The sequence below is a fragment of the Photobacterium sp. WH24 genome (assembly GCF_019204055.1).
GTDB classification, from domain to species: Bacteria; Pseudomonadota; Gammaproteobacteria; order Enterobacterales; family Vibrionaceae; genus Photobacterium; species Photobacterium arenosum.
Genome location: NZ_JAGSOZ010000006.1, coordinates 240,707 through 259,019 on the forward strand (window position 1 = coordinate 240,707; position 18,313 = coordinate 259,019).

General features: G+C 50.0%; 12 protein-coding genes and 5 tRNA genes. 7 read left to right on the forward strand and 10 right to left on the reverse strand.

The window, feature by feature from the left end:
- The 8 genes from KCG43_RS09970 to KCG43_RS10005 all read right to left on the reverse strand — a co-directional run bounded on the left by KCG43_RS09970 (position 1) and on the right by KCG43_RS10005 (position 6,142).
- A complete protein-coding gene (locus KCG43_RS09970) occupies positions 1-978 on the reverse strand; it encodes an ABC transporter permease (RefSeq protein WP_192016084.1) in 978 nt (325 codons plus the stop codon).
- Positions 979-1,044: 66 nt separating this feature from the next.
- Entirely contained in the window at positions 1,045-2,598 is a 1,554-nt protein-coding gene (locus tag KCG43_RS09975) for an ABC transporter substrate-binding protein (RefSeq protein ID WP_192016085.1), read from the reverse strand.
- Positions 2,599-2,739: 141 nt separating this feature from the next.
- Positions 2,740-4,458: an ABC transporter ATP-binding protein gene (locus KCG43_RS09980; RefSeq protein WP_218384591.1), complete on the reverse strand. Its 1,719-nt coding sequence runs from the start codon at positions 4,456-4,458 to the stop codon at positions 2,740-2,742.
- A gap of 773 nt (positions 4,459-5,231) precedes the next feature.
- Positions 5,232-5,308 (reverse strand) — tRNA-Pro (locus KCG43_RS09985).
- Positions 5,309-5,450: 142 nt separating this feature from the next.
- Positions 5,451-5,526: transfer RNA gene (locus KCG43_RS09990), tRNA-His, on the reverse strand.
- A 115-nt stretch (positions 5,527-5,641) separates the two neighbouring features.
- A tRNA-Pro gene (locus KCG43_RS09995) sits at positions 5,642-5,718 on the reverse strand.
- Positions 5,719-5,948: 230 nt separating this feature from the next.
- Positions 5,949-6,024 (reverse strand) — tRNA-His (locus KCG43_RS10000).
- A 41-nt stretch (positions 6,025-6,065) separates the two neighbouring features.
- Positions 6,066-6,142 (reverse strand) — tRNA-Arg (locus tag KCG43_RS10005).
- Positions 6,143-6,437: 295 nt separating this feature from the next.
- Between KCG43_RS10005 and KCG43_RS10010 the strand changes: the two genes are divergently transcribed.
- The gene (locus KCG43_RS10010; protein WP_161442241.1) at positions 6,438-6,848 is read left to right on the forward strand and encodes a cytochrome c5 family protein; all 411 of its coding nucleotides are present in this window, start codon (positions 6,438-6,440) and stop codon (positions 6,846-6,848) included.
- Positions 6,849-6,926: 78 nt separating this feature from the next.
- Here the strand turns inward: KCG43_RS10010 and rep are convergent, their stop codons facing one another.
- Positions 6,927-8,945, reverse strand: coding sequence for a DNA helicase Rep (gene rep / locus KCG43_RS10015; protein ID WP_218384593.1), 2,019 nt, complete (start codon positions 8,943-8,945; stop codon positions 6,927-6,929).
- 177 nt (positions 8,946-9,122) lie between these two features.
- On the opposite strand from rep, the gene KCG43_RS10020 reads away from it, so the two are divergent.
- From KCG43_RS10020 to KCG43_RS10035, 4 genes are all read left to right on the forward strand, one after another.
- Complete coding sequence (locus KCG43_RS10020; RefSeq protein ID WP_192016088.1) at positions 9,123-9,689, forward strand: TetR/AcrR family transcriptional regulator; 567 nt, start codon at positions 9,123-9,125, stop codon at positions 9,687-9,689.
- Positions 9,690-9,723: 34 nt separating this feature from the next.
- Complete coding sequence (locus KCG43_RS10025) at positions 9,724-10,839, forward strand: efflux RND transporter periplasmic adaptor subunit (protein WP_192016089.1); 1,116 nt, start codon at positions 9,724-9,726, stop codon at positions 10,837-10,839.
- A 12-nt stretch (positions 10,840-10,851) separates the two neighbouring features.
- The gene (locus KCG43_RS10030) at positions 10,852-13,968 is read left to right on the forward strand and encodes a multidrug efflux RND transporter permease subunit (RefSeq protein ID WP_218384596.1); all 3,117 of its coding nucleotides are present in this window, start codon (positions 10,852-10,854) and stop codon (positions 13,966-13,968) included.
- A 153-nt stretch (positions 13,969-14,121) separates the two neighbouring features.
- Entirely contained in the window at positions 14,122-14,379 is a 258-nt protein-coding gene (locus KCG43_RS10035; protein WP_192016091.1) for an accessory factor UbiK family protein, read from the forward strand.
- A gap of 73 nt (positions 14,380-14,452) precedes the next feature.
- Here KCG43_RS10035 and ilvC read toward each other — a convergent pair whose 3' ends face one another.
- Complete coding sequence (gene ilvC / locus KCG43_RS10040; RefSeq protein WP_218384598.1) at positions 14,453-15,937, reverse strand: ketol-acid reductoisomerase; 1,485 nt, start codon at positions 15,935-15,937, stop codon at positions 14,453-14,455.
- A 131-nt stretch (positions 15,938-16,068) separates the two neighbouring features.
- On the opposite strand from ilvC, the gene ilvY reads away from it, so the two are divergent.
- Positions 16,069-16,941: an HTH-type transcriptional activator IlvY gene (gene ilvY / locus KCG43_RS10045; RefSeq protein WP_192016093.1), complete on the forward strand. Its 873-nt coding sequence runs from the start codon at positions 16,069-16,071 to the stop codon at positions 16,939-16,941.
- Positions 16,942-16,951: 10 nt separating this feature from the next.
- The gene (locus KCG43_RS10050; protein ID WP_218384600.1) at positions 16,952-18,160 is read left to right on the forward strand and encodes an NAD(P)-binding domain-containing protein; all 1,209 of its coding nucleotides are present in this window, start codon (positions 16,952-16,954) and stop codon (positions 18,158-18,160) included.
- Positions 18,161-18,313 lie beyond the last annotated feature (153 nt).

Sequence of the window (18,313 nt, forward strand, 5' to 3'; positions counted from 1 at the left end):
TTACGCTCCTTTGCCGGTCAGGTTAACGGTTGGGTTGATCAGGCCGTACAGCAGGTCAACCAGGGTATTGGTCACCACGAAGATCAGGCCAACAAAAATGACATAAGCGGTAATCAATGGGGTATCCACCCGGTTAATCGCTTCCAGGAACAGGAAACCCGTTCCCGGCCACTGGAACACTGTCTCAGTCAGGATTGTATAGGCTACCATAGTCCCTATCTGCACCCCGCCCACAGTAATCACCGGCAACATGGTATTTTTCAGGGCATGCTGATAATACACCTTGTTCTGAGCCAGACCTTTAGCACGGGCAAATTTCACGTACTCGGTACTCAGCGCTTCGAGCATTTCAGAGCGCACCAGGCGGATAAAGAGCGGCAGCATGATAGAGGCCAGAGAGATACTCGGCAGCACCAGGTGCGCCAAACCATCCAGCGTAAAAAAGCCGGAATTCCAACCGAATATATTCGCCGTTTCACCCCGTCCGAACGAAGGCAACCAGCCTAATTCGATCGAGAAAACATACATCAGCATAATGGCGGTCAAAAAGACCGGAATGGAGATACCTACTATGCTAAAGCCCATGATCACTTTCGTCAGGGCGCTGTTGGGGTGTATGGCCGAATAAACGCCTAGGGGGATCGACACCACAACAATAATCAGTGACGCAGCAAACACCAGTTCCAGTGTGGCTACCAGCTTGTCCAGAATCACGTCAACAACCGGACGTTTGAAGAAATAAGAGTTACCTAAATCCCCCTGAACAGCTTTCGAAATAAAGCGGCCGTACTTCACCATAAAGGGATCGTTGAGGCCCATTTCAGTCCGCAGCGCATCTCGCTCGGCTTCGGACACAGACTGTCCCACCAGCTCACGCAGGGGATCGCCTAAATTGTCCTGGATAGCAAACGCCACCAGACTGATCACAAACATCACTACCAGTGCCTGCACCAGGCGCTTGACCAAAAACGTAAACATTTCTTGCCTCTTTAGACATCCATAATCAGGCCCCGGCCAGCGCCGGAGCCTGAATTACGAAAGGTATTACTTGATAACCAAATCGCCCAGGTACGGGAAGTCCATACCGTTCACGATAGGTTTGATGTCCACATTCTTCTTGGCAGCCCAAGACGGATCTTGCCAGTACAGTGGAACAAAGGCAGCGTCGTTGTACAGCAACTCTTCAACCTTCTTCAGCATAGTGCTGCGTTTTTCCAGATCGGTTTCCGTGTTAGACGCTTCAACCAGCTTATCAACTTCAGCGTTCGAGTAATGACCGCAGTTATACTGGCCTTTACCTGTGTCAGCGTTACGGGTCATGGTCAGGAACTCAGTAAAGTTCGCTGAATCTTCTGTGTCCGGGTGCCAGCCGATCATCAGCATACCGGCTTCACACTTATCAAACTCCGGCCAGTACTGTGCTTTTGGCATAGTTTGCAGATCAACTTTAACCTTGATTTTCGCCAGCATCGCTGCCACAGCCTGAGCGACTTTTTCATCGTTCACATAGCGGTTGTTCGGCGCAATCATAGTGATAGAGAAACCGTTCTCATAACCGGCATCTTTCATCAGCTGCTGTGCTTTTTTCAGATCATAACGCGGGGTCAGCGACTCGTTGTAACCGGCATAACCCACAGGGCTCTGCTGGCCGGCAGGCGTCGCTGCGCCTTTCATGATCTTCTCAGCAATACCTTCATTGTTCACCGCATACACAATCGCCTGACGAACACGCGCATCACGCAGTGGCTCGGCCACTTTCTGGTTCAGCTGGAAAGTAATGACACGGGTACCCGGCATAGTCACCAGATCCAGCTTATCGTTACTCTTGATACGCTGATAATCATTCGGCGACACAGGCGCAATCATATCAACATCGCCAGACAGCAGGGCTGCCACACGGGTAGCGTCTTCTTTGATTGGGCGCAGCGTGATGTTATCGACATTGCCTTCACTGTCTTTGTCCCAGTAATCAGCAAAACGTTCGAACTCAACCTTCACGCCTTGCTCGCGGCTGGCCACTTTGAACGGACCGGTACCTGAGATATTGGTAGAAGCAAATGTTGAACCGTTTTTCTTCAGTTCAGACTTGTCTTTGCCGTCGGCGGTCTGGCCTGAGTAGAACTTGCTGTCCATCGGGAACACGTAGGTCATGACGTTTTCAATCAGTGGATAGGTGCCGTCAGTGATCACGTCAACCGTGTTGGCATCCACTTTTTTGATATCCACGATAGGGGTGAAGATACCTTTGAAGTCGGCAGAAGATTTCAGACGCTTAAAGGTCCAGACCACGTCATCAGCGCTGAAGGTGTTGCCGGAGTGGAATTTTACGCCTTCACGCAGCTTAAAGCGCATAGTGCTGTTATCCACACGCTCCCACGACGTTGCCAGACGGGGTTCAAACTCCATCGACTGGGTAAAACGGATCAGCGGATCATAGGTCATGTGAGAAAGTTGCAGCGTACCACCAGACAATTGCTCATGCGGATCCAGAGATACCGGGTCAGCATCGTAAGCTAAATTCAGGTTGGCAGCCGCCGCGCCGAAGCTCAGACCAGCAGCCATTAACGCAACGGCTAACTTGCTCTTGAAGGTTTTCATTTGCATAGCTCCTTTATGCAGGGAGATAACTCCCAGATGGTTATGTTTGCTTATTATTGGTTTAGGTAAGCAACAACAGCCCGGCTCCCTGACAGAGCCATGCCGGAAATATGGGTTCCCGGCGGGCAAACAGGTTCTGTATCAGGCCAGTTTCAGGCCTTCCTGACTCATTCCTTTGAATTCAGGCATCAAAGAAATCAATTGCTTGCTGTATTCGTGCTGCGGAGCCGTGAACAACTGCTCAGTCGGCGCCACTTCCAGCAAGGTGCCTTTCTGCATCACGCCGATGCGATCACACATCTGGCGGATAACCGGTAAATCGTGGCTGATAAACAGCATAGTCAGGTTCAATTCATCCTGCAGATCTTTCAGCAGATTAAGGATTTGTGCCTGAACCGACACATCCAGTGCCGAGGTCGGCTCATCACAAATCAGCAGACGGGGACGTGTTGCCAGAGCACGGGCGATAGAAATACGCTGACGCTGACCACCCGAAAATTCATGGGGATACTTCACGCCTGCGGCACGGCCCAGACCCACATGGTCGAGCAAGTCAGCGACGATCTGCCGCACCTGATTTTCACTGCCGGCCAGTTTATGAAAGCGAATTGGCTCAGCAATGATGTCGAAAATCTTCATCCGCGGGTTCATTGAGGAATACGGGTTCTGAAACACCATCTGCATCTGGCGACGCATAGGGCGGCGTTCGTTCTCGCTCTTGAGCGCCGTCAGATCTATACCTTCAAACACCACTTTGCCAGAATTGGGCGGATATAAACCGGCAATCACACGGGCAATGGTTGATTTGCCTGAACCTGATTCGCCAACCAGGCCAAAGGTTTCGCCTTCAAACACCTCAAAGCTGACATCGTTCGAGGCCTGCACATACTCACGGCGGCTTTCAAAGAAAGAATCTTTGGTCACAAAGCGCAGATTAACATTCTCGACCTGCAATAAAGCGCCCGTGTACTGACGTTCGTCCTGACTCTGGCCCAGCCAGTGATTTTTCACATCCAGCTGCGTGGTTTCACCGGCTTCTTCGATATAGCTCACCAAAGGGAAGCGAGCCAGTTTGATATCCGAACGCGGAACCGCAGAAATGAGGCTCTTGGTATAAGGGTGATTAGGATGACCCAGCACCTGTTCCGTAGGACCGATTTCAACCAGATCACCACGGTACATCACAGCAACACGATCGGTGACATTGGAGACCACTCCCATATCGTGCGTTACCAGCATGCAGCCAACGTTTTTCTTCACGCATAATTCCCGAATCAGACTCAGAATCTGATCCTGGATCGACACATCCAGCGCTGTGGTCGGTTCATCGGCAATGATTAAATCAGGCTCACCAGCCAGGGCGATTGCAATCACCACACGCTGACGCATACCACCGGAAAATTGATGCGGATACTGCTTAATACGGATTTCCGGCTGAGGGATCCCAACTTGCTCCATCAGCTTAATAGCACGGCGAACCGCTTCTTCTTTGCCGAGATTCAAATTGGTAATAATGGTTTCCGTCAATTGACGCTCGACGGTATACAAAGGGTTCAGCGAAGTCATCGGATCCTGGAAAATAAAACCGATTTTTGCGCCACGCACTTTTCGCATCGCTTCTGGTTTTAAACCCGAGATTTTCTGACCGTCCAGGTAGACATCGCCGCTGGCAATATTGCCAGGAGGACTCAACAGATCGATTACGGCATTACCTACCGTCGATTTACCCGCCCCGGATTCCCCGACAACACCGACAATCTCACCGCGCTCTATGGTGAACGACAGCGATTTCACCGCAGCGTGGATACCGTGACGAGACGGGTACTCAATACGAAGGTTTTTAACTTCCAATAATGCCATGCTCAGACCTCAACAACCTGGCAGCGACTCTGCCTGTCTGCAAATGAATCCATTCCAATAAACCGATAAAAATATCGGCCACATAAAGTGCCATCAATCTTGCAAAGATTTCACTAAAAATCAACATTTCATACTATAAAACTGTGCTACCGCACAAAACCAGCATAAATAATCACTATAAACCAAGGTTAAAATTCACATAACCCATATAAACCATCTTAGATAAATCGCGGTAAAAACAGCAAAAATTAGCTAAAAATGCTCATTTTAAGCATTTATATTCACAGCATTCATCCATGACCCTATGAATAAACCACCGCAAAAACAGGAACATTTTATTAACATAAAAAGATATTAGACCACTATAGATAATGGTATCAGTACATGAATCCACCCTAGCTATTCAACGCAGCATGAAAAGCCAGACAAGCAGACTGCTCCAGAGCGGGAAGTCATGAATAAACAGCGGAGAAACTCACAGCTTGTCGGCAACGTAACAGCTAACCCGGCTGAAAATGACAATACAAAACACAAATATGCCCCCGATCCTGAGGTCAGTACGCCTCTGAATAGTAGCAGCGAAACCAAGGGGCATAAAAAAACCCGCTCAATGAGCGGGTCTTCAAATGTGGTCGGCGAAGAGGGAATGAACGCGGCGGGCCTCCGTGCGGCGGGCTTCCGCACCCGACCCGAAGCCCTCCTCTGCTCCAGACAGAACCGGACAGTAAAATACAGGCATAAAAAAACCCGCTCAATGAGCGGGTCTTCAAAGGTGGTCGGTGAAGAGGGATTCGAACCCCCGACCCTCTGGTCCCAAACCAGATGCGCTACCAAACTGCGCTATTCACCGATAATTCTTTCTATTGTTTTGAGTTTTGTGCCAGAGGGTCCCTCTGGTCCGCTATTCTCAAAAGCCGGAGATGCACTACCAAACTGCGCTATTCACCGATTTTTTGCTTGTCATTCAACCATGCAGGTTGAAACACGATATATGGGGTGGCTAACGAGGCTTGAACTCGCGACAACCGGAATCACAATCCGGGACTCTACCAACTGAGCTATAGCCACCATTGTAACTTGGTCGGCGAAGAGGGATTGAACGCGGCGGATTTACACACCCGAGCAATACACTTCTTTTTTCCGAACCTGTAGGTTTGCTCACCGGGCAAACTTACCATAGAAGTGGTCGGTGAAGAGGGATTCGAACCCCCGACCCTCTGGTCCCAAACCAGATGCGCTACCAAACTGCGCTATTCACCGATAATTCTTTCTGTCTTTGAGTTTTGCGCCAGAGGGTTCCTCTGGTCCGCTATTCTCAAAAGCCGGAGATGCGCTACCAAACTGCGCTATTCACCGATAATTCTTTCTGTTGTTTTGAGTTTTGCGCCAGAGGGTCCCTCTGGTCCGCTATTCTCAAAAGCCGGAGATACACGACTTGCGCTATCTGCCGCTAAGTACCGAGCTTGTTACAAGCTCCATACCCAATTGTATGGGGTGGCTAACGAGACTTGAACTCGCGACAACCGGAATCACAATCCGGGACTCTACCAACTGAGCTATAGCCACCATAATTTACACGCCAACAGTGCCATCCTGACTTTCCGGAGTGGCGCGCCCGACAGGATTTGAACCTGTGACCTTTGGCTCCGGAGGCCAACGCTCTATCCAGCTGAGCTACGGGCGCCTTGCCCTATCGGCGGTGGTGAATATTACGGATCAGCATGCTTCTCGTCTAGTCTTTTTTGCAAAAAATTTTGTATTCGCTTTATTTATAACCATCTCTGAGTTGATTAGCGTCATACAAACAAAGCCGCTCTGTTTAATACCACTTCGTTAAGGGATATAATCATTGCGTTTTTTATCCAAAAACCACTGGTTAATAACTCACAGCTTTGTCCAATAATGTAATATTTACAATAATTTATACAAGAAAGCTGTGATATTCGAGCAAATAATCTGGGAGTGTTAAGGTGAGCTCAATGGAATTTTCTCTTCGACAACTAATGGTCGCTGCAGTCGCAACCGTCGCCATCAGCGGCTCAGCCGTAGCGGCAGATATGTCTGGCGAAGCGATCGCAGAACGCATCAAGCCTGTTGGCTCTGTATATAAGGAAGGCGATGCACCAGCCGCTACAGCCGCCGCTTCCGGCCCTCGCTCAGGCGATCAGGTATACGGCACTTTCTGTGTGGCTTGCCACAGCAGCGGTGTACTGGGCGCACCTAAGTCAGGTGATGCCGGTGACTGGGGACCGCGTATTGCTCAAGGTATGGATACGATGACCAATCATGCCATTAATGGTTTCAATGCCATGCCGGCGAAAGGCACCTGTATGGACTGCAGCGATGAAGAAATCGTGGCTGCGATCAACCATATGATCGAGGGGCTGTAATCCAGTCTCTCCCTTCCGATACCTGAAAAAAGGTTAGCTATAATGGCTAACCTTTTTTATTTTCAGCGATTCGCTGAGTTATTTCTTCTTGAACATGGAGCGGAGATTGGCAATGTGTGCCTGACCCCGTTCCATTCGTTCTTCTGCCGTCACAGGTTTGCGCTCTGTTTCCCAATCCAGATCGTCCTGGGGCAATTCATAGAGAAAGCGGCTGGGCTCGGGTTTAAGCAACTCGCCATACTGCCGGCGTTCCTTGCATAAGGTAAAGGTCAGTGTTTTCTGCGCCCGGGTAATACCGACATACGCCAAACGTCGCTCTTCCTCCACATTGTCTTCATCAATGCTGGTCTGATGCGGCAAAATGCCCTCTTCGGCACCTATCAGGTAGACATGCGGAAATTCCAGCCCTTTGGAGGCATGCAGTGTCATGAGCTGAACCTGATCGGCATCCTCATCCTCTTCACCCCGCTCCATCATGTCACGCAATGTCATGCGCTGAACCACTTCTTTCAGGGTGCGGACTTCGTTATCGTAATTATCGCCTTCCAGATCTGCGGTGATCCAGCTGTATAAATCGGATACATTTTTCATCCGCATTTCTGCCGCTTTCGGGCTGGCGGAGGTTTCAAACAGCCAGTCCTCATAATGAATATCACGGATCATCTGCCGCACGGCCGCCACGGCATCGCCGCGCTCAGCGTTATCGGCCAGCTCAACTATCCAGCGCGTAAACTGGCGCAGGCTGTCCAGTCCTCGCCATGAAAGATGCTGCTCCAGGCCAAGCTCAAAGCTGGCTTCAAACAAACTCTTGCCTCGCATATTGGCGTAGGTGCCCAGTTTCTCCAGGGTGACAGGGCCGATTTCCCGCCGCGGCGTATTGACGATACGCAAAAAAGCATTGTCATCATCCTGGTTGGTGAGCAAGCGCAGGTACGCCATGATGTCTTTGATCTCGGTACGGGAGAAGAAAGACGTGCCGCCAGAAATTTTGTAGGGGATCCGGTTTTGCATCAGGGCTTTTTCAAACAAACGCGACTGGTGGTTGCCGCGGTACAGAATCGCGTAATCTTTGTAGTCAGTATTGTTGAGAAAACGATGGGCAATCAGCTCTCCGACCACTTTTTCAGCTTCATGCTCTTCATTTTTAGCCGTCAGGACCTTGAGCATCTCGCCATCAGGAATTTCTGAAAACAGCGCTTTTTCAAACAAGTGCGGGTTATTGGCGATCAGAATGTTGGCGCTGCGCAATATCCGGCTGGTCGAACGATAGTTCTGCTCCAGCTTGATCACTTTAAGCGTCGGGAAGTCTTTATTAAGCAGCGCCAGATTTTCCGGCTGCGCACCACGCCAGGAATAGATAGACTGGTCGTCATCCCCGACCACAGTGAATTTTGACCTTTCGCCCACCAACAACTTCACAAAGGCATACTGGCTGGTGTTGGTATCCTGATACTCATCCACCAGGAGGTAGCGGATCTTATTCTGCCAGCGCTGCCGCACCTCATCATTATCACGCAGCAAGAGTACAGGCATCAGAATCAAGTCATCAAAGTCCAGCGCGTTATAGGCTTTCATCTGACGCTGATATAACTCGTAGCAATGGGCAAACAGCTGGTCACGCTCACTTTGTGCATGCACTTTCGCCTGAGCGGGCGACATCATGGCGTTCTTCCAGTTTGAAATGGATGACAGCAGCATTTTAAGTAAGTCTTTGTCACCGTCGAGCTGATCTTCCGTCAACTCTTTGAGCAGTGCCATCTGATCCTGATCGTCAAACAACGAGAAACTCGCTTTCAGTCCCAGTACCTTGTACTCACGACGAATGATATTCAGGCCCAAGGTATGGAAAGTCGACACCATCAGCCCTTTGGCTTCCTGGCGGCCCAGGGTCTGCCCGACCCGCTCTTTCATTTCCCGCGCCGCTTTATTGGTAAATGTCAGCGCCGCAATATGACGGGCTTTGTAGTCACATTGTTGTACTAAGTAGGCGATTTTATTGGTGATGACCCGTGTTTTTCCTGAACCTGCACCAGCCAGAACCAGACACGGTCCAGCAACAAAACGTACCGCCTCATTTTGTCTCGGATTGAGTTTCATTCATTTGCCCTATGAGTCATGTTTTATTCAGCTGCCGCATTGTAACCTGTTCTCGTCTCGTGTCTATTTCAGACAATCCCCCGCGTTTTTCTCAGAAAAATAAAGGTAACAGATGAGTTGCATACTAATAAAGTATCCACAATAATGAATGAACGTTCATTCACTTTGTGATCAACAATGACTGACAAAAAAGAACGTATCTTGCAGGCAACCGAAGAATTGCTGGCAAAACATGGTTTTCACGGTCTGTCGATGAACATGGTGGCCAAAGAAGCCAGGGTCGCGACAGGGACCATCTATCGCTATTTCAGTGATAAAGATGATCTCCTGTTTCAGCTGCATGACCATATACTGACTATTGTCGCCAGGAAAATCACTCAGAACGTTTCCGATGTCATGCCCTTAGAACAGCAGTTCCGTACTATGTGGTTAAACATCTGGAATATGGCTACGAATAATGAAGCGCCGCTTATTAACCGTGGTCAGTTCGAAAACATGCCGCACCGAGGTAAGCAGTACAAGATAGCGTTAGAGCAAACGCTCTTTGCCCCTGTCCACAGGATGTTTGACACGGGTAAAGCTCAGGGGCTGTTTAAGCCTTTGGACAACGAGATATTAAGCGCACTCAGCCTTGAGCCCAGCGCCTGTCTGGCCCGCAAGCACCTGAGTGGTACTTTTACGGTAAGTGATGAAGCGCGGGATGCTGCCATTAAAGCTTGCTGGGATGCTGTAATTACACATTGAATTAGCATTAACTTAAGACTCCGGAGCAAAGATAATGAAAAAATGGGTAGCATGGATAGTCATGCTCATCATCGTTGCCGTGCTGTTTGGCACGCTTTTTACGTCCAAGTACTTTGAAATAAAAGGAAAGATGGCTTACTTCGCCAATATGCCTGAGCCGGATTATCCGGTGACTGTCGTAGAGGCAAAACCGACCAATTGGGTACCTGCGATTGAAGCGATTGGTTTCATTGAGCCTAATCAGGGTGTGACTGTCACCACAGAAGTCGCTGGCGTGATCAAGTCGCTGGAGTTCGATTCAGGCATGTCCGTGAAAAAAGGACAACGTCTGGTAGCGCTGGACTCAGATGTTGAAGTAGCCAACCTCAAGAGTTCCCAGGCTCGCCTGCCAGCCGCCAAAGCCAAGTTCATCCGCTATCAGGATCTGTACAAGAAAGGCTCTATCTCTAAGGAAGCTTTTGATGGCGCGCAAGCTGATTACTTCTCTTTGTCAGCCGATATTGAGAGCCTGAAAGCCACCATCGATCGTCGTATTATTAAAGCCCCGTTTGCCGGTGATGTCGGTCTGCGTAATGTGTTCCTGGGTGAATATATTCAGCCCGGCACTGACATAGTGCGTCTGGAAGATACGTCCCTGATGAAGCTGCGCTTCACCATTCCGCAAACCGATCTGTCTGACATCCACATCGGTCAGGAAGTTGATATCGCCGTCGATGCGTACCCGGATGCCAAATTCCAGGGCAAGATCAGCGCGATTGAGCCTGCGGTTAATTATCAGAGCGGCTTGATCCAGGTTCAGGCGGACATTCCGAACAATGCCGGCCGTCTGCGCAGCGGGATGTTTGCCCGCGCTAACATCATTCTGCCGACCCTGGAAAATCAGGTTGTGCTGCCGCAGTTTGCCATCACCTATACCCTGTATGGCGATAATGTGTATGTGCTGTACGAAGATGATGAAGGCGTCACCCGCGTCCGTCAGTCTGTGGTGAAAACCGGTGAACGTAAGCGCGATGTTATCCACGTTCTTGATGGCGTTAAACCGGGAGACCGTATTGTGACTACCGGCCAGGTGCGCCTGAGTAATGACGTCAAAGTCCGCATCGTAGAAAACGATGCCCTGAAAACCCCGGCTGAAACACCGATGCTGTGATTCGGAGGTTAAATGCGCTTTACTGACATATTCATAAAAAGGCCGGTGCTGGCAGTGGCAATCAGCATTCTGATTGCCCTGCTTGGTTTTCAGGCTATTTTCAAAATGCAGGTCCGGGAATATCCCGAGATGACCAATACCGTAGTCACTGTGACGACCAGTTATTACGGTGCCAGTGCCGATCTGATCCAGGGCTTTATTACTCAGCCGCTGGAGCAGGCCATCGCGCAGGCAGACAACATAGATTACATGACGTCGTCATCGGTACTGGGTTCATCGACAATTACCGTCAACATGAAACTCAATACCGATCCCAACGCGGCCCTGTCTGATGTACTGGCGAAGACCAACTCGGTGCGCTCTCAGCTTCCCCGTGAAGCGGAAGACCCGACTGTAACCATGTCGACCGGTTCTACCACGGCGGTGATGTACATCGGCTTTACCAGTGACGAGCTCAATTCCAGCCAGATCACCGATTACCTGGAGCGGGTATTCAACCCGCAGCTGTTTACAGTGAACGGCGTATCCAAAATCGACCTTTATGGCGGAATGAAATTTGCGCTGCGGGTATGGCTGGATCCGGCCAAGATGGCCGCATACAATCTGACAGCCAGCGACATCATGACTGTGCTGAACGCCAACAACTACCAGTCGGCAACGGGCCAGGCAACAGGTGAATTCGTGCTGTATAACGGCACGGCAGATACCCAGGTCAAAACCACAGATGAGCTGAAAAAGCTGATTGTCTCGACGCAGAAAGGTCAGGTGATCCGCTTAGGTGATATCGCCAAAGTCACCCGTGCGAAAAGCCACGACATTTACCGTGCAACAGCAAACGGACAGGAAGCCGTGGTCGCCGCCATCAATGCAGCGCCAAGTGCAAACCCTATCAATATTGCTGCCGATGTGCTGGATCTGCTGCCTGAAATTCAGCGCAACATGCCAAGCAATATCAAGATGAACGTCCTGTACGACTCTACGGTTGCGATTAACGAGTCCATTCAGGAGGTTATCAAAACCATAGGTGAAGCAGCACTGATTGTACTTGTGGTGATCACCCTGTTCCTGGGGTCGTTCCGCGCCGTACTTATCCCTATCATCACCATTCCGCTGTCACTGATTGGGGTGGCCATGGTAATGCAGGCCTTCGGCTTCTCCTGGAATCTGATGACACTGCTCGCCATGGTGCTGGCTATCGGTCTGGTGGTCGATGATGCCATCGTGGTACTGGAAAACGTCGACCGTCACATCAAACTGGGCGAGTCACCGTTCCGGGCAGCGATTATCGGTACCCGGGAAATCGCGGTGCCTGTTATCGCCATGACCCTGACGCTGGGCGCGGTATACGCACCTATCGCACTGATGGGGGGGATTACAGGCTCGCTGTTTAAAGAGTTCGCCCTGACGCTGGCCGGGTCGGTCTTTATCTCAGGGATAATCGCGCTGACACTGTCGCCGATGATGTGTTCTAAGATCCTGAAAGCACACGATAAGCCAAACCGCTTTGAAGATACCGTGCACAGTGTGCTGGATCGCATGACCAGCCGCTATGAAAAAATGCTGACCACAGTGATGAAATCACGCCCTGTGGTGATAGTGTTTGCTGTCATTGTCTTTGCTATGCTGCCGGTTCTGTTCAAATTCATCCCCAGTGAACTGGCACCGGCAGAAGATAAAGGCGTACTGATGATGATGGGTACCGGTCCGTCTACCGCTAACCTGGACTACATCGAAAACTCCATGAGTGAAGTGAACGAAATGCTGAGTAATCAGCCGGAAGTGGCTTTTGCTCAGGTGTTCTCAGGTGTACCGCAATCCAATCAGGCATTCGGTATCGCTTCTATGGTGCCCTGGAGTCAGCGCGAAGCCAGTCAGGCGGAAGTGGTTGGCCGTGTTACTACACTGGTTAACGATGTGCCTGGTATGGCGGTAACGGCGTTCCAGATGCCTGAGCTGCCAGGTGCGGGGTCAGGTCTGCCGATCCAGTTTGTCATTACCACGCCGAACAACTTTGAAAGCCTGTTCCAGGTGGCCGGTTCTATTCTGGATGATGTGGCGAAGAATCCGATGTTTGTGTATTCGGACTTGGATCTCAACTTCGACTCCGCCACCATGAAAATCAGCATAGACAAAGACAAAGCCGGGGCTTATGGCGTGACTATGCAGGATATCGGTATCACCCTGAGCACTATGATGGCCGACGGTTATGTCAACCGCATCGACCTTAATGGCCGCTCTTACGAGGTGATTCCGCAGGTAGAACGTAAGTACCGCCTGAATCCTGAATCGCTGAACGCCTTCTATGTTCGTGCGGCGGATGGTAATTCAGTGCCGCTAGGCAGCCTGATCACCATTGATGTGGTGGCTGAACCCCGCGCGCTGCCGCACTTCAACCAACTAAACTCGGCAACCATAGGTGTGGTGCCTATGCCGGGTACTGCCATGGGTGATGCCATCGAATGGTTCCGTACCGAAGCCGTCAGCCAGCTACCCTCTGGTTATCAGTACGACTTTATGGGTGAAGCTCGCCAGTACGTAACCGAAGGTAATGCACTGTTTGCGACTTTCGGCCTGGCACTGGCGGTGATTTTCCTGGTGCTGGCTATCCAGTTCGAATCGCTGCGCGATCCTATGGTTATCATGGTGTCGGTACCTCTGGCTATTTGTGGCGCTCTGGTATCGCTGGCCTGGGGAGCGGCTTCGATGAACATCTACTCGCAAGTGGGTTTAATCACCCTGATTGGTCTGATCACCAAGCACGGGATTCTGATCTGTGAAGTCGCAAAAGAAGAGCAGCTCAATCACCAGAAAGACAAAATGTCTGCAGTAATGGAAGCGGCCAAGGTGCGTCTGCGACCGATTCTGATGACCACGGCGGCTATGATTGCCGGTCTGGTTCCTCTGCTGTACGCCACCGGGGCCGGTGCTGCCCAGCGCTTCAGTATTGGTATCGTTATCGTATCCGGCCTGGCGATAGGCACCCTCTTTACCCTGTTTGTACTGCCGGTGATCTACACCTACCTGGCCAGTACCCACAAGCCACTACCGGTTTTTGTGGAGGACAAAGAGCTGGAAAAGTTAAAACGGGCTGACGAAGCGAAACAAGCGCTGAAAGCCCGGGAAAGTTAAAGACCACTTTCCATTCGATTCAGGCCGCGCAAGCGGCCTTTTTTTCAGCCCACCCAGCCCAATCTGGCCAAGGATTCCTGCCTGTGGCAGAAAAATTTGGTGTACACTAACGGCTAAAAGTATCCCATTAACCTCATGGAGTTAAACCCGCGTATGTTTGATCCAAAGAAACTTGAGCAGGTTGCCAGGCAAATTCAGGAAGCCATGCCTCAACCGGTCAAAGCACTTGGTCAGGATGTGGAACAGAAAGTGCGCCAAACCATTCAGGCACAACTGAGTAAACTGGATGTGGTGAATCGCGAAGAGTTTGATGTGCAGACCCAGGTCCTGCTGCGCACACGGCAAAAGCTGAACGAGCTGGAACAAAAGGTTGCCCAGCTGGAAGCTATGCTGGCAGATAAGTCCGAATAGTATATCTCAGAACAGACATGAAAAAGCCCGGCACATTTTGCCGGGCTTTTTACTAACCAGGAAGGATGTTTACTTAGTCGCCTACAGCGATACGCTTCATATCTGTCATATAACCACGCAGTTCGTGACCAATCTGCTCTACAGGGTGATTACGCAGCGCTTCGTTCACATCAATCAGCTGCTGGTTATCAACATGGTTGCCTGTAGCAACCAGACCTTTACCAATAACATCTGTATTCACTTTTGGCATGAACTTTTCGCGCAGCAATGGCGTAGCCACGTTCGCGAACAGGTAGTTACCATATTCTGCAGTATCAGAGATAACCACGTTCATCTCATACAGACGCTTACGGGCGACAGTGTTGGCAATCAGAGGCAGCTCATGCAAAGACTCATAGTAAGCCGACTCTTCGATAATGCCTGAGGCTGTCATGGCTTCAAACGCCAGCTCAACACCGGCACGTACCATGGCCACCATCAGAATACCGTTATCAAAGTATTCCTGCTCAGCGATTTTTGCATCGGTTTGCGGGTAGTTTTCAAACGCCGTTTCCGCCGTTTCGGCACGCCAGCCCAGCAGTTCCGCATCATCGTTCGCCCAGTCGGCCATCATAGTCCGTGAGAATTCACCTGTAATGATGTCATCCATGTGCTTGTTATACAGCGGACGCATCAGATCTTTCAGCTCTTCAGACAGCTCAAATGCTTTGATCTTAGCCGGGTTTGTCAGACGATCCATCATATGCGTGATGCCACCAAACTTCAGCGCTTCGGTAATGGTTTCCCAGCCGAATTGCAGCAGTTTACCGGCATAGCCAGGCTCGACGCCTTCAGCAATCATCTTCTCGTAACACACGATTGAGCCCGCCTGCAGCATGCCACACAGAATCGTCTGCTCACCCATCAGGTCAGATTTCACTTCAGCAACGAATGATGACTCCAGCACACCGGCACGGTGGCCACCCGTTGCTGCCGCCCAGGCTTTCGCAATTTCCAGGCCTTCACCTTGCGGGTCATTTTCCGGGTGGACGGCGATCAGCGTTGGTACACCAAAGCCACGCTTGTATTCTTCACGTACTTCAGTACCCGGACACTTAGGAGCTACCATCACAACCGTGATATCCGGACGAATCTGCATCCCTTCTTCAACAATGTTGAAGCCGTGCGAGTAACCCAGAGCAGCACCTTGCTTCATTAACGGCATGACAGTTGTCACAACATCGGTGTGCTGTTTATCAGGTGTCAGGTTGACAACCAGATCGGCCTGAGGGATCAATTGTTCATAGCTACCCACTTCAAAACCATTGTCTTTCGCATTTCGGAAAGAAGCACGCTGCTCATCAATCGCAGCCTGGCGCAGTGCATAGGCAACATTCAGACCTGAGTCACGCATGTTCAGACCCTGATTCAGGCCCTGTGCACCACAACCTACGATAACCACCTTCTTACCTTTCAGGTAATCCGCTTCCTGAGCAAACTCGCTGCGATCCATAAAACGGCAACGGCCCAGTTGATCTAATTGCTGACGTAAATTTAAGGTATTGAAATAGTTAGCCATAACAAGTTACTCCGTGAATTCTAATCCTTGGTCGGCACTTCACTGCCGAATAACCTGATAGTAGATCAGGCTTGATGTTGTCTAAAGTGATATATTCACAACATCATATTGCAAATGGTGCAACATAAACCATGAACATAAAATCACTCCAACTCTTTCTTCATCTGTGTAACAGCAAGAATTTTAGTCAGACAGCACAGAAGATGCACATCAGCCCGTCCGCGCTCAGCCGGCTTATTCAGCGGCTGGAACAGGAACTGTCTCAGCCGCTTTTCATTCGCGACAACCGCAGTGTGGAACTGACCACGTCAGGCCGTAAACTGCTACCGGTTGCCAGCCGCATTGTTGCCGAATGGCAACAACTGCAGCAAGAGCTGACTGAACAGGATCAAATGCTCAAAGGTAAACTCACCCTGTTCTGCTCGGTCACTGCCAGCTACAGCCACCTCCCCAATGTCCTGAATCAATTCAGGCAACATTACCCCCAGGTGGAAATTCAGCTGGTTACCGGCGATCCGGCTCAAGCCGTGAATAAAGTCCTGCACGATGAAGCCGACTTTGCGATTACTGCCCTGCCAGCCAACTTACCCAATAAACTCACTTTCATTTATTTGGGTAATGTCTCAATGTCGTTAATCAGTCCATTAATCACTTCACCCGGTCTTCAGGCGCTGCTTTCACCGGACATTCAGTGGGACAAACTTCCCTTCATTCTGCCTGAGTATGGAACTGCAAGAGAAAATGCTGACAAGTGGATGAAATCACAAAAAATAAAACCCAACATTTATGCTCAAGTTGCTGGGCATGAAGCTATTGTTAGTATGGTAGCATTGGGATGTGGTATCGGAATTGCGCCAGATATCGTTATAGAAAACAGTCCGATTCGCGATCAGATTCAAAAGCTGCCAGCAGCAGCAGTCGAACCATTAACATTGGGATTGTGTTGCAAACAAAGTCGACAGCAAGAGCCTCTTTTTCAGGCGTTGCTGACGTTATTCAAATAGCAGGTCGGTTATGACGTCAACGCATACTTTAACGCACAGCTACTACTCCGCTTTCTATGCAGAAAAAGGTTATCGATTTTTAGAACAGATTGCGCAAACTCATTCGATGCCGAGAAACCTTGTTGTTTTCTCTGTCATGCATTGCTATGAAGGCTCTCTGCCGTATCTCAACGTACTGTGTAAACTTGCTGACCACGTCATTTTCATCCCTAAGCAAGCGACTTTTTGCAACAACGGCTCACTGCTAAATACCATCCAGTCCATTCCAAACTGTGATGTCGTCGAGCCCGGCTTTGACAAAATCGCGTTAAGAGATCCTGTACGTTGCTTGGATCTTATTCAGCAATACACTCAGGAGGGACAGGCTTTTCTGATCCTTGATCACGGTGGCTATTTTTCTCAAGGCGTTGAAGCCATCTTTGAGGCATATGATGAGCAATGCGTGGGGATTGCTGAATTAACCGCAAATGGCATCGCCAAGTATCGCAACCGACATTTAATCAAACCCTTAGTATCGGTGGCTCATCTGAGCATCAAGACCCCAGCCGACTACGAAGCTTCTGAGTGTATCGTCCATTACACTGATCAAATCCTGCGCGAGGCATTTGGCCTGAAATTGAACAACCTCGGTTTTCTCACTATCGGGGTGATAGGTAGTGGTAATCTGGGCCGGGGTATCTGTAAGACACTACAAGGTAAAGGTATCCATGATATCTATGTCAGTGACCAGGATCCCAGACAACTCACCGCTTTACCCAGAAATGGCATTCAGGTCTGCTCAACCGAAACCATGCTAGAACACTGTAATCTCATTTTCTGCTGCACCGGAAATGGCGCGCTTCACTCTGCGCACATCCAGTCCAGACGCGAGAACTTGTTCATAGCCACTGTCACCTCTGCCGACGACGAGCTCAATTTACCCGAGTTAGTGCAGCAAGGGACGTTGCAGTATGTGGGAGGGAATAAACTGGTCACAGAATATCAAAATCGGCATGGCGCCAGTATTTACCTCATTGCCGGTGGGGAGTCTGCGAACACTCCCTTCAAAACAGGTATGGGTGATCCCACTTTGTACCTGTTTGAGGCCGCACATTTACTGGCAGGTCTGCATCTTGGCAGTCAGTCACATAGCTATGCGGCAGGTATTCAGGCTTTATCCGCACAAGATGAAATTTTTATTGCTGAGCAATGGTTGCGTTATTTCTACAGCTACACATAACAAACACTGTTTCATGGCAGCGATGCAGAAAAATCCCAGTCTGTCGTCAGGAACGCCTAGCCTGGATCTCTTCATATCTGACGAACAATCAGAGGCATGCAAACGCCAGACAGCAAAAAACCCAGCCATTACTGACTGGGTTTCTCTGATAAG

Excerpts from the sequence above, each read along its gene's own strand:
- KCG43_RS10020 (WP_192016088.1), top strand. The coding sequence starts at position 9,123 with ATGACTGACAAAAAAGAACGTATCTTGCAGGCAACCGAAGAATTGCTG.
- KCG43_RS10030 (WP_218384596.1), top strand. The coding sequence starts at position 10,852 with ATGCGCTTTACTGACATATTCATAAAAAGGCCGGTGCTGGCAGTGGCA.
- KCG43_RS10025 (WP_192016089.1), top strand. The coding sequence starts at position 9,724 with ATGAAAAAATGGGTAGCATGGATAGTCATGCTCATCATCGTTGCCGTG.
- KCG43_RS09975 (WP_192016085.1), bottom strand. The coding sequence starts at position 2,598 with ATGAAAACCTTCAAGAGCAAGTTAGCCGTTGCGTTAATGGCTGCTGGT.
- KCG43_RS09970 (WP_192016084.1), bottom strand. The coding sequence starts at position 978 with ATGTTTACGTTTTTGGTCAAGCGCCTGGTGCAGGCACTGGTAGTGATG.
- KCG43_RS10010 (WP_161442241.1), top strand. The coding sequence starts at position 6,438 with ATGGAATTTTCTCTTCGACAACTAATGGTCGCTGCAGTCGCAACCGTC.
- KCG43_RS10035 (WP_192016091.1), top strand. The coding sequence starts at position 14,122 with ATGTTTGATCCAAAGAAACTTGAGCAGGTTGCCAGGCAAATTCAGGAA.
- KCG43_RS10050 (WP_218384600.1), top strand. The coding sequence starts at position 16,952 with ATGACGTCAACGCATACTTTAACGCACAGCTACTACTCCGCTTTCTAT.
- ilvC (WP_218384598.1), bottom strand. The coding sequence starts at position 15,937 with ATGGCTAACTATTTCAATACCTTAAATTTACGTCAGCAATTAGATCAA.
- KCG43_RS09980 (WP_218384591.1), bottom strand. The coding sequence starts at position 4,458 with ATGGCATTATTGGAAGTTAAAAACCTTCGTATTGAGTACCCGTCTCGT.
- ilvY (WP_192016093.1), top strand. The coding sequence starts at position 16,069 with ATGAACATAAAATCACTCCAACTCTTTCTTCATCTGTGTAACAGCAAG.
- rep (WP_218384593.1), bottom strand. The coding sequence starts at position 8,945 with ATGAAACTCAATCCGAGACAAAATGAGGCGGTACGTTTTGTTGCTGGA.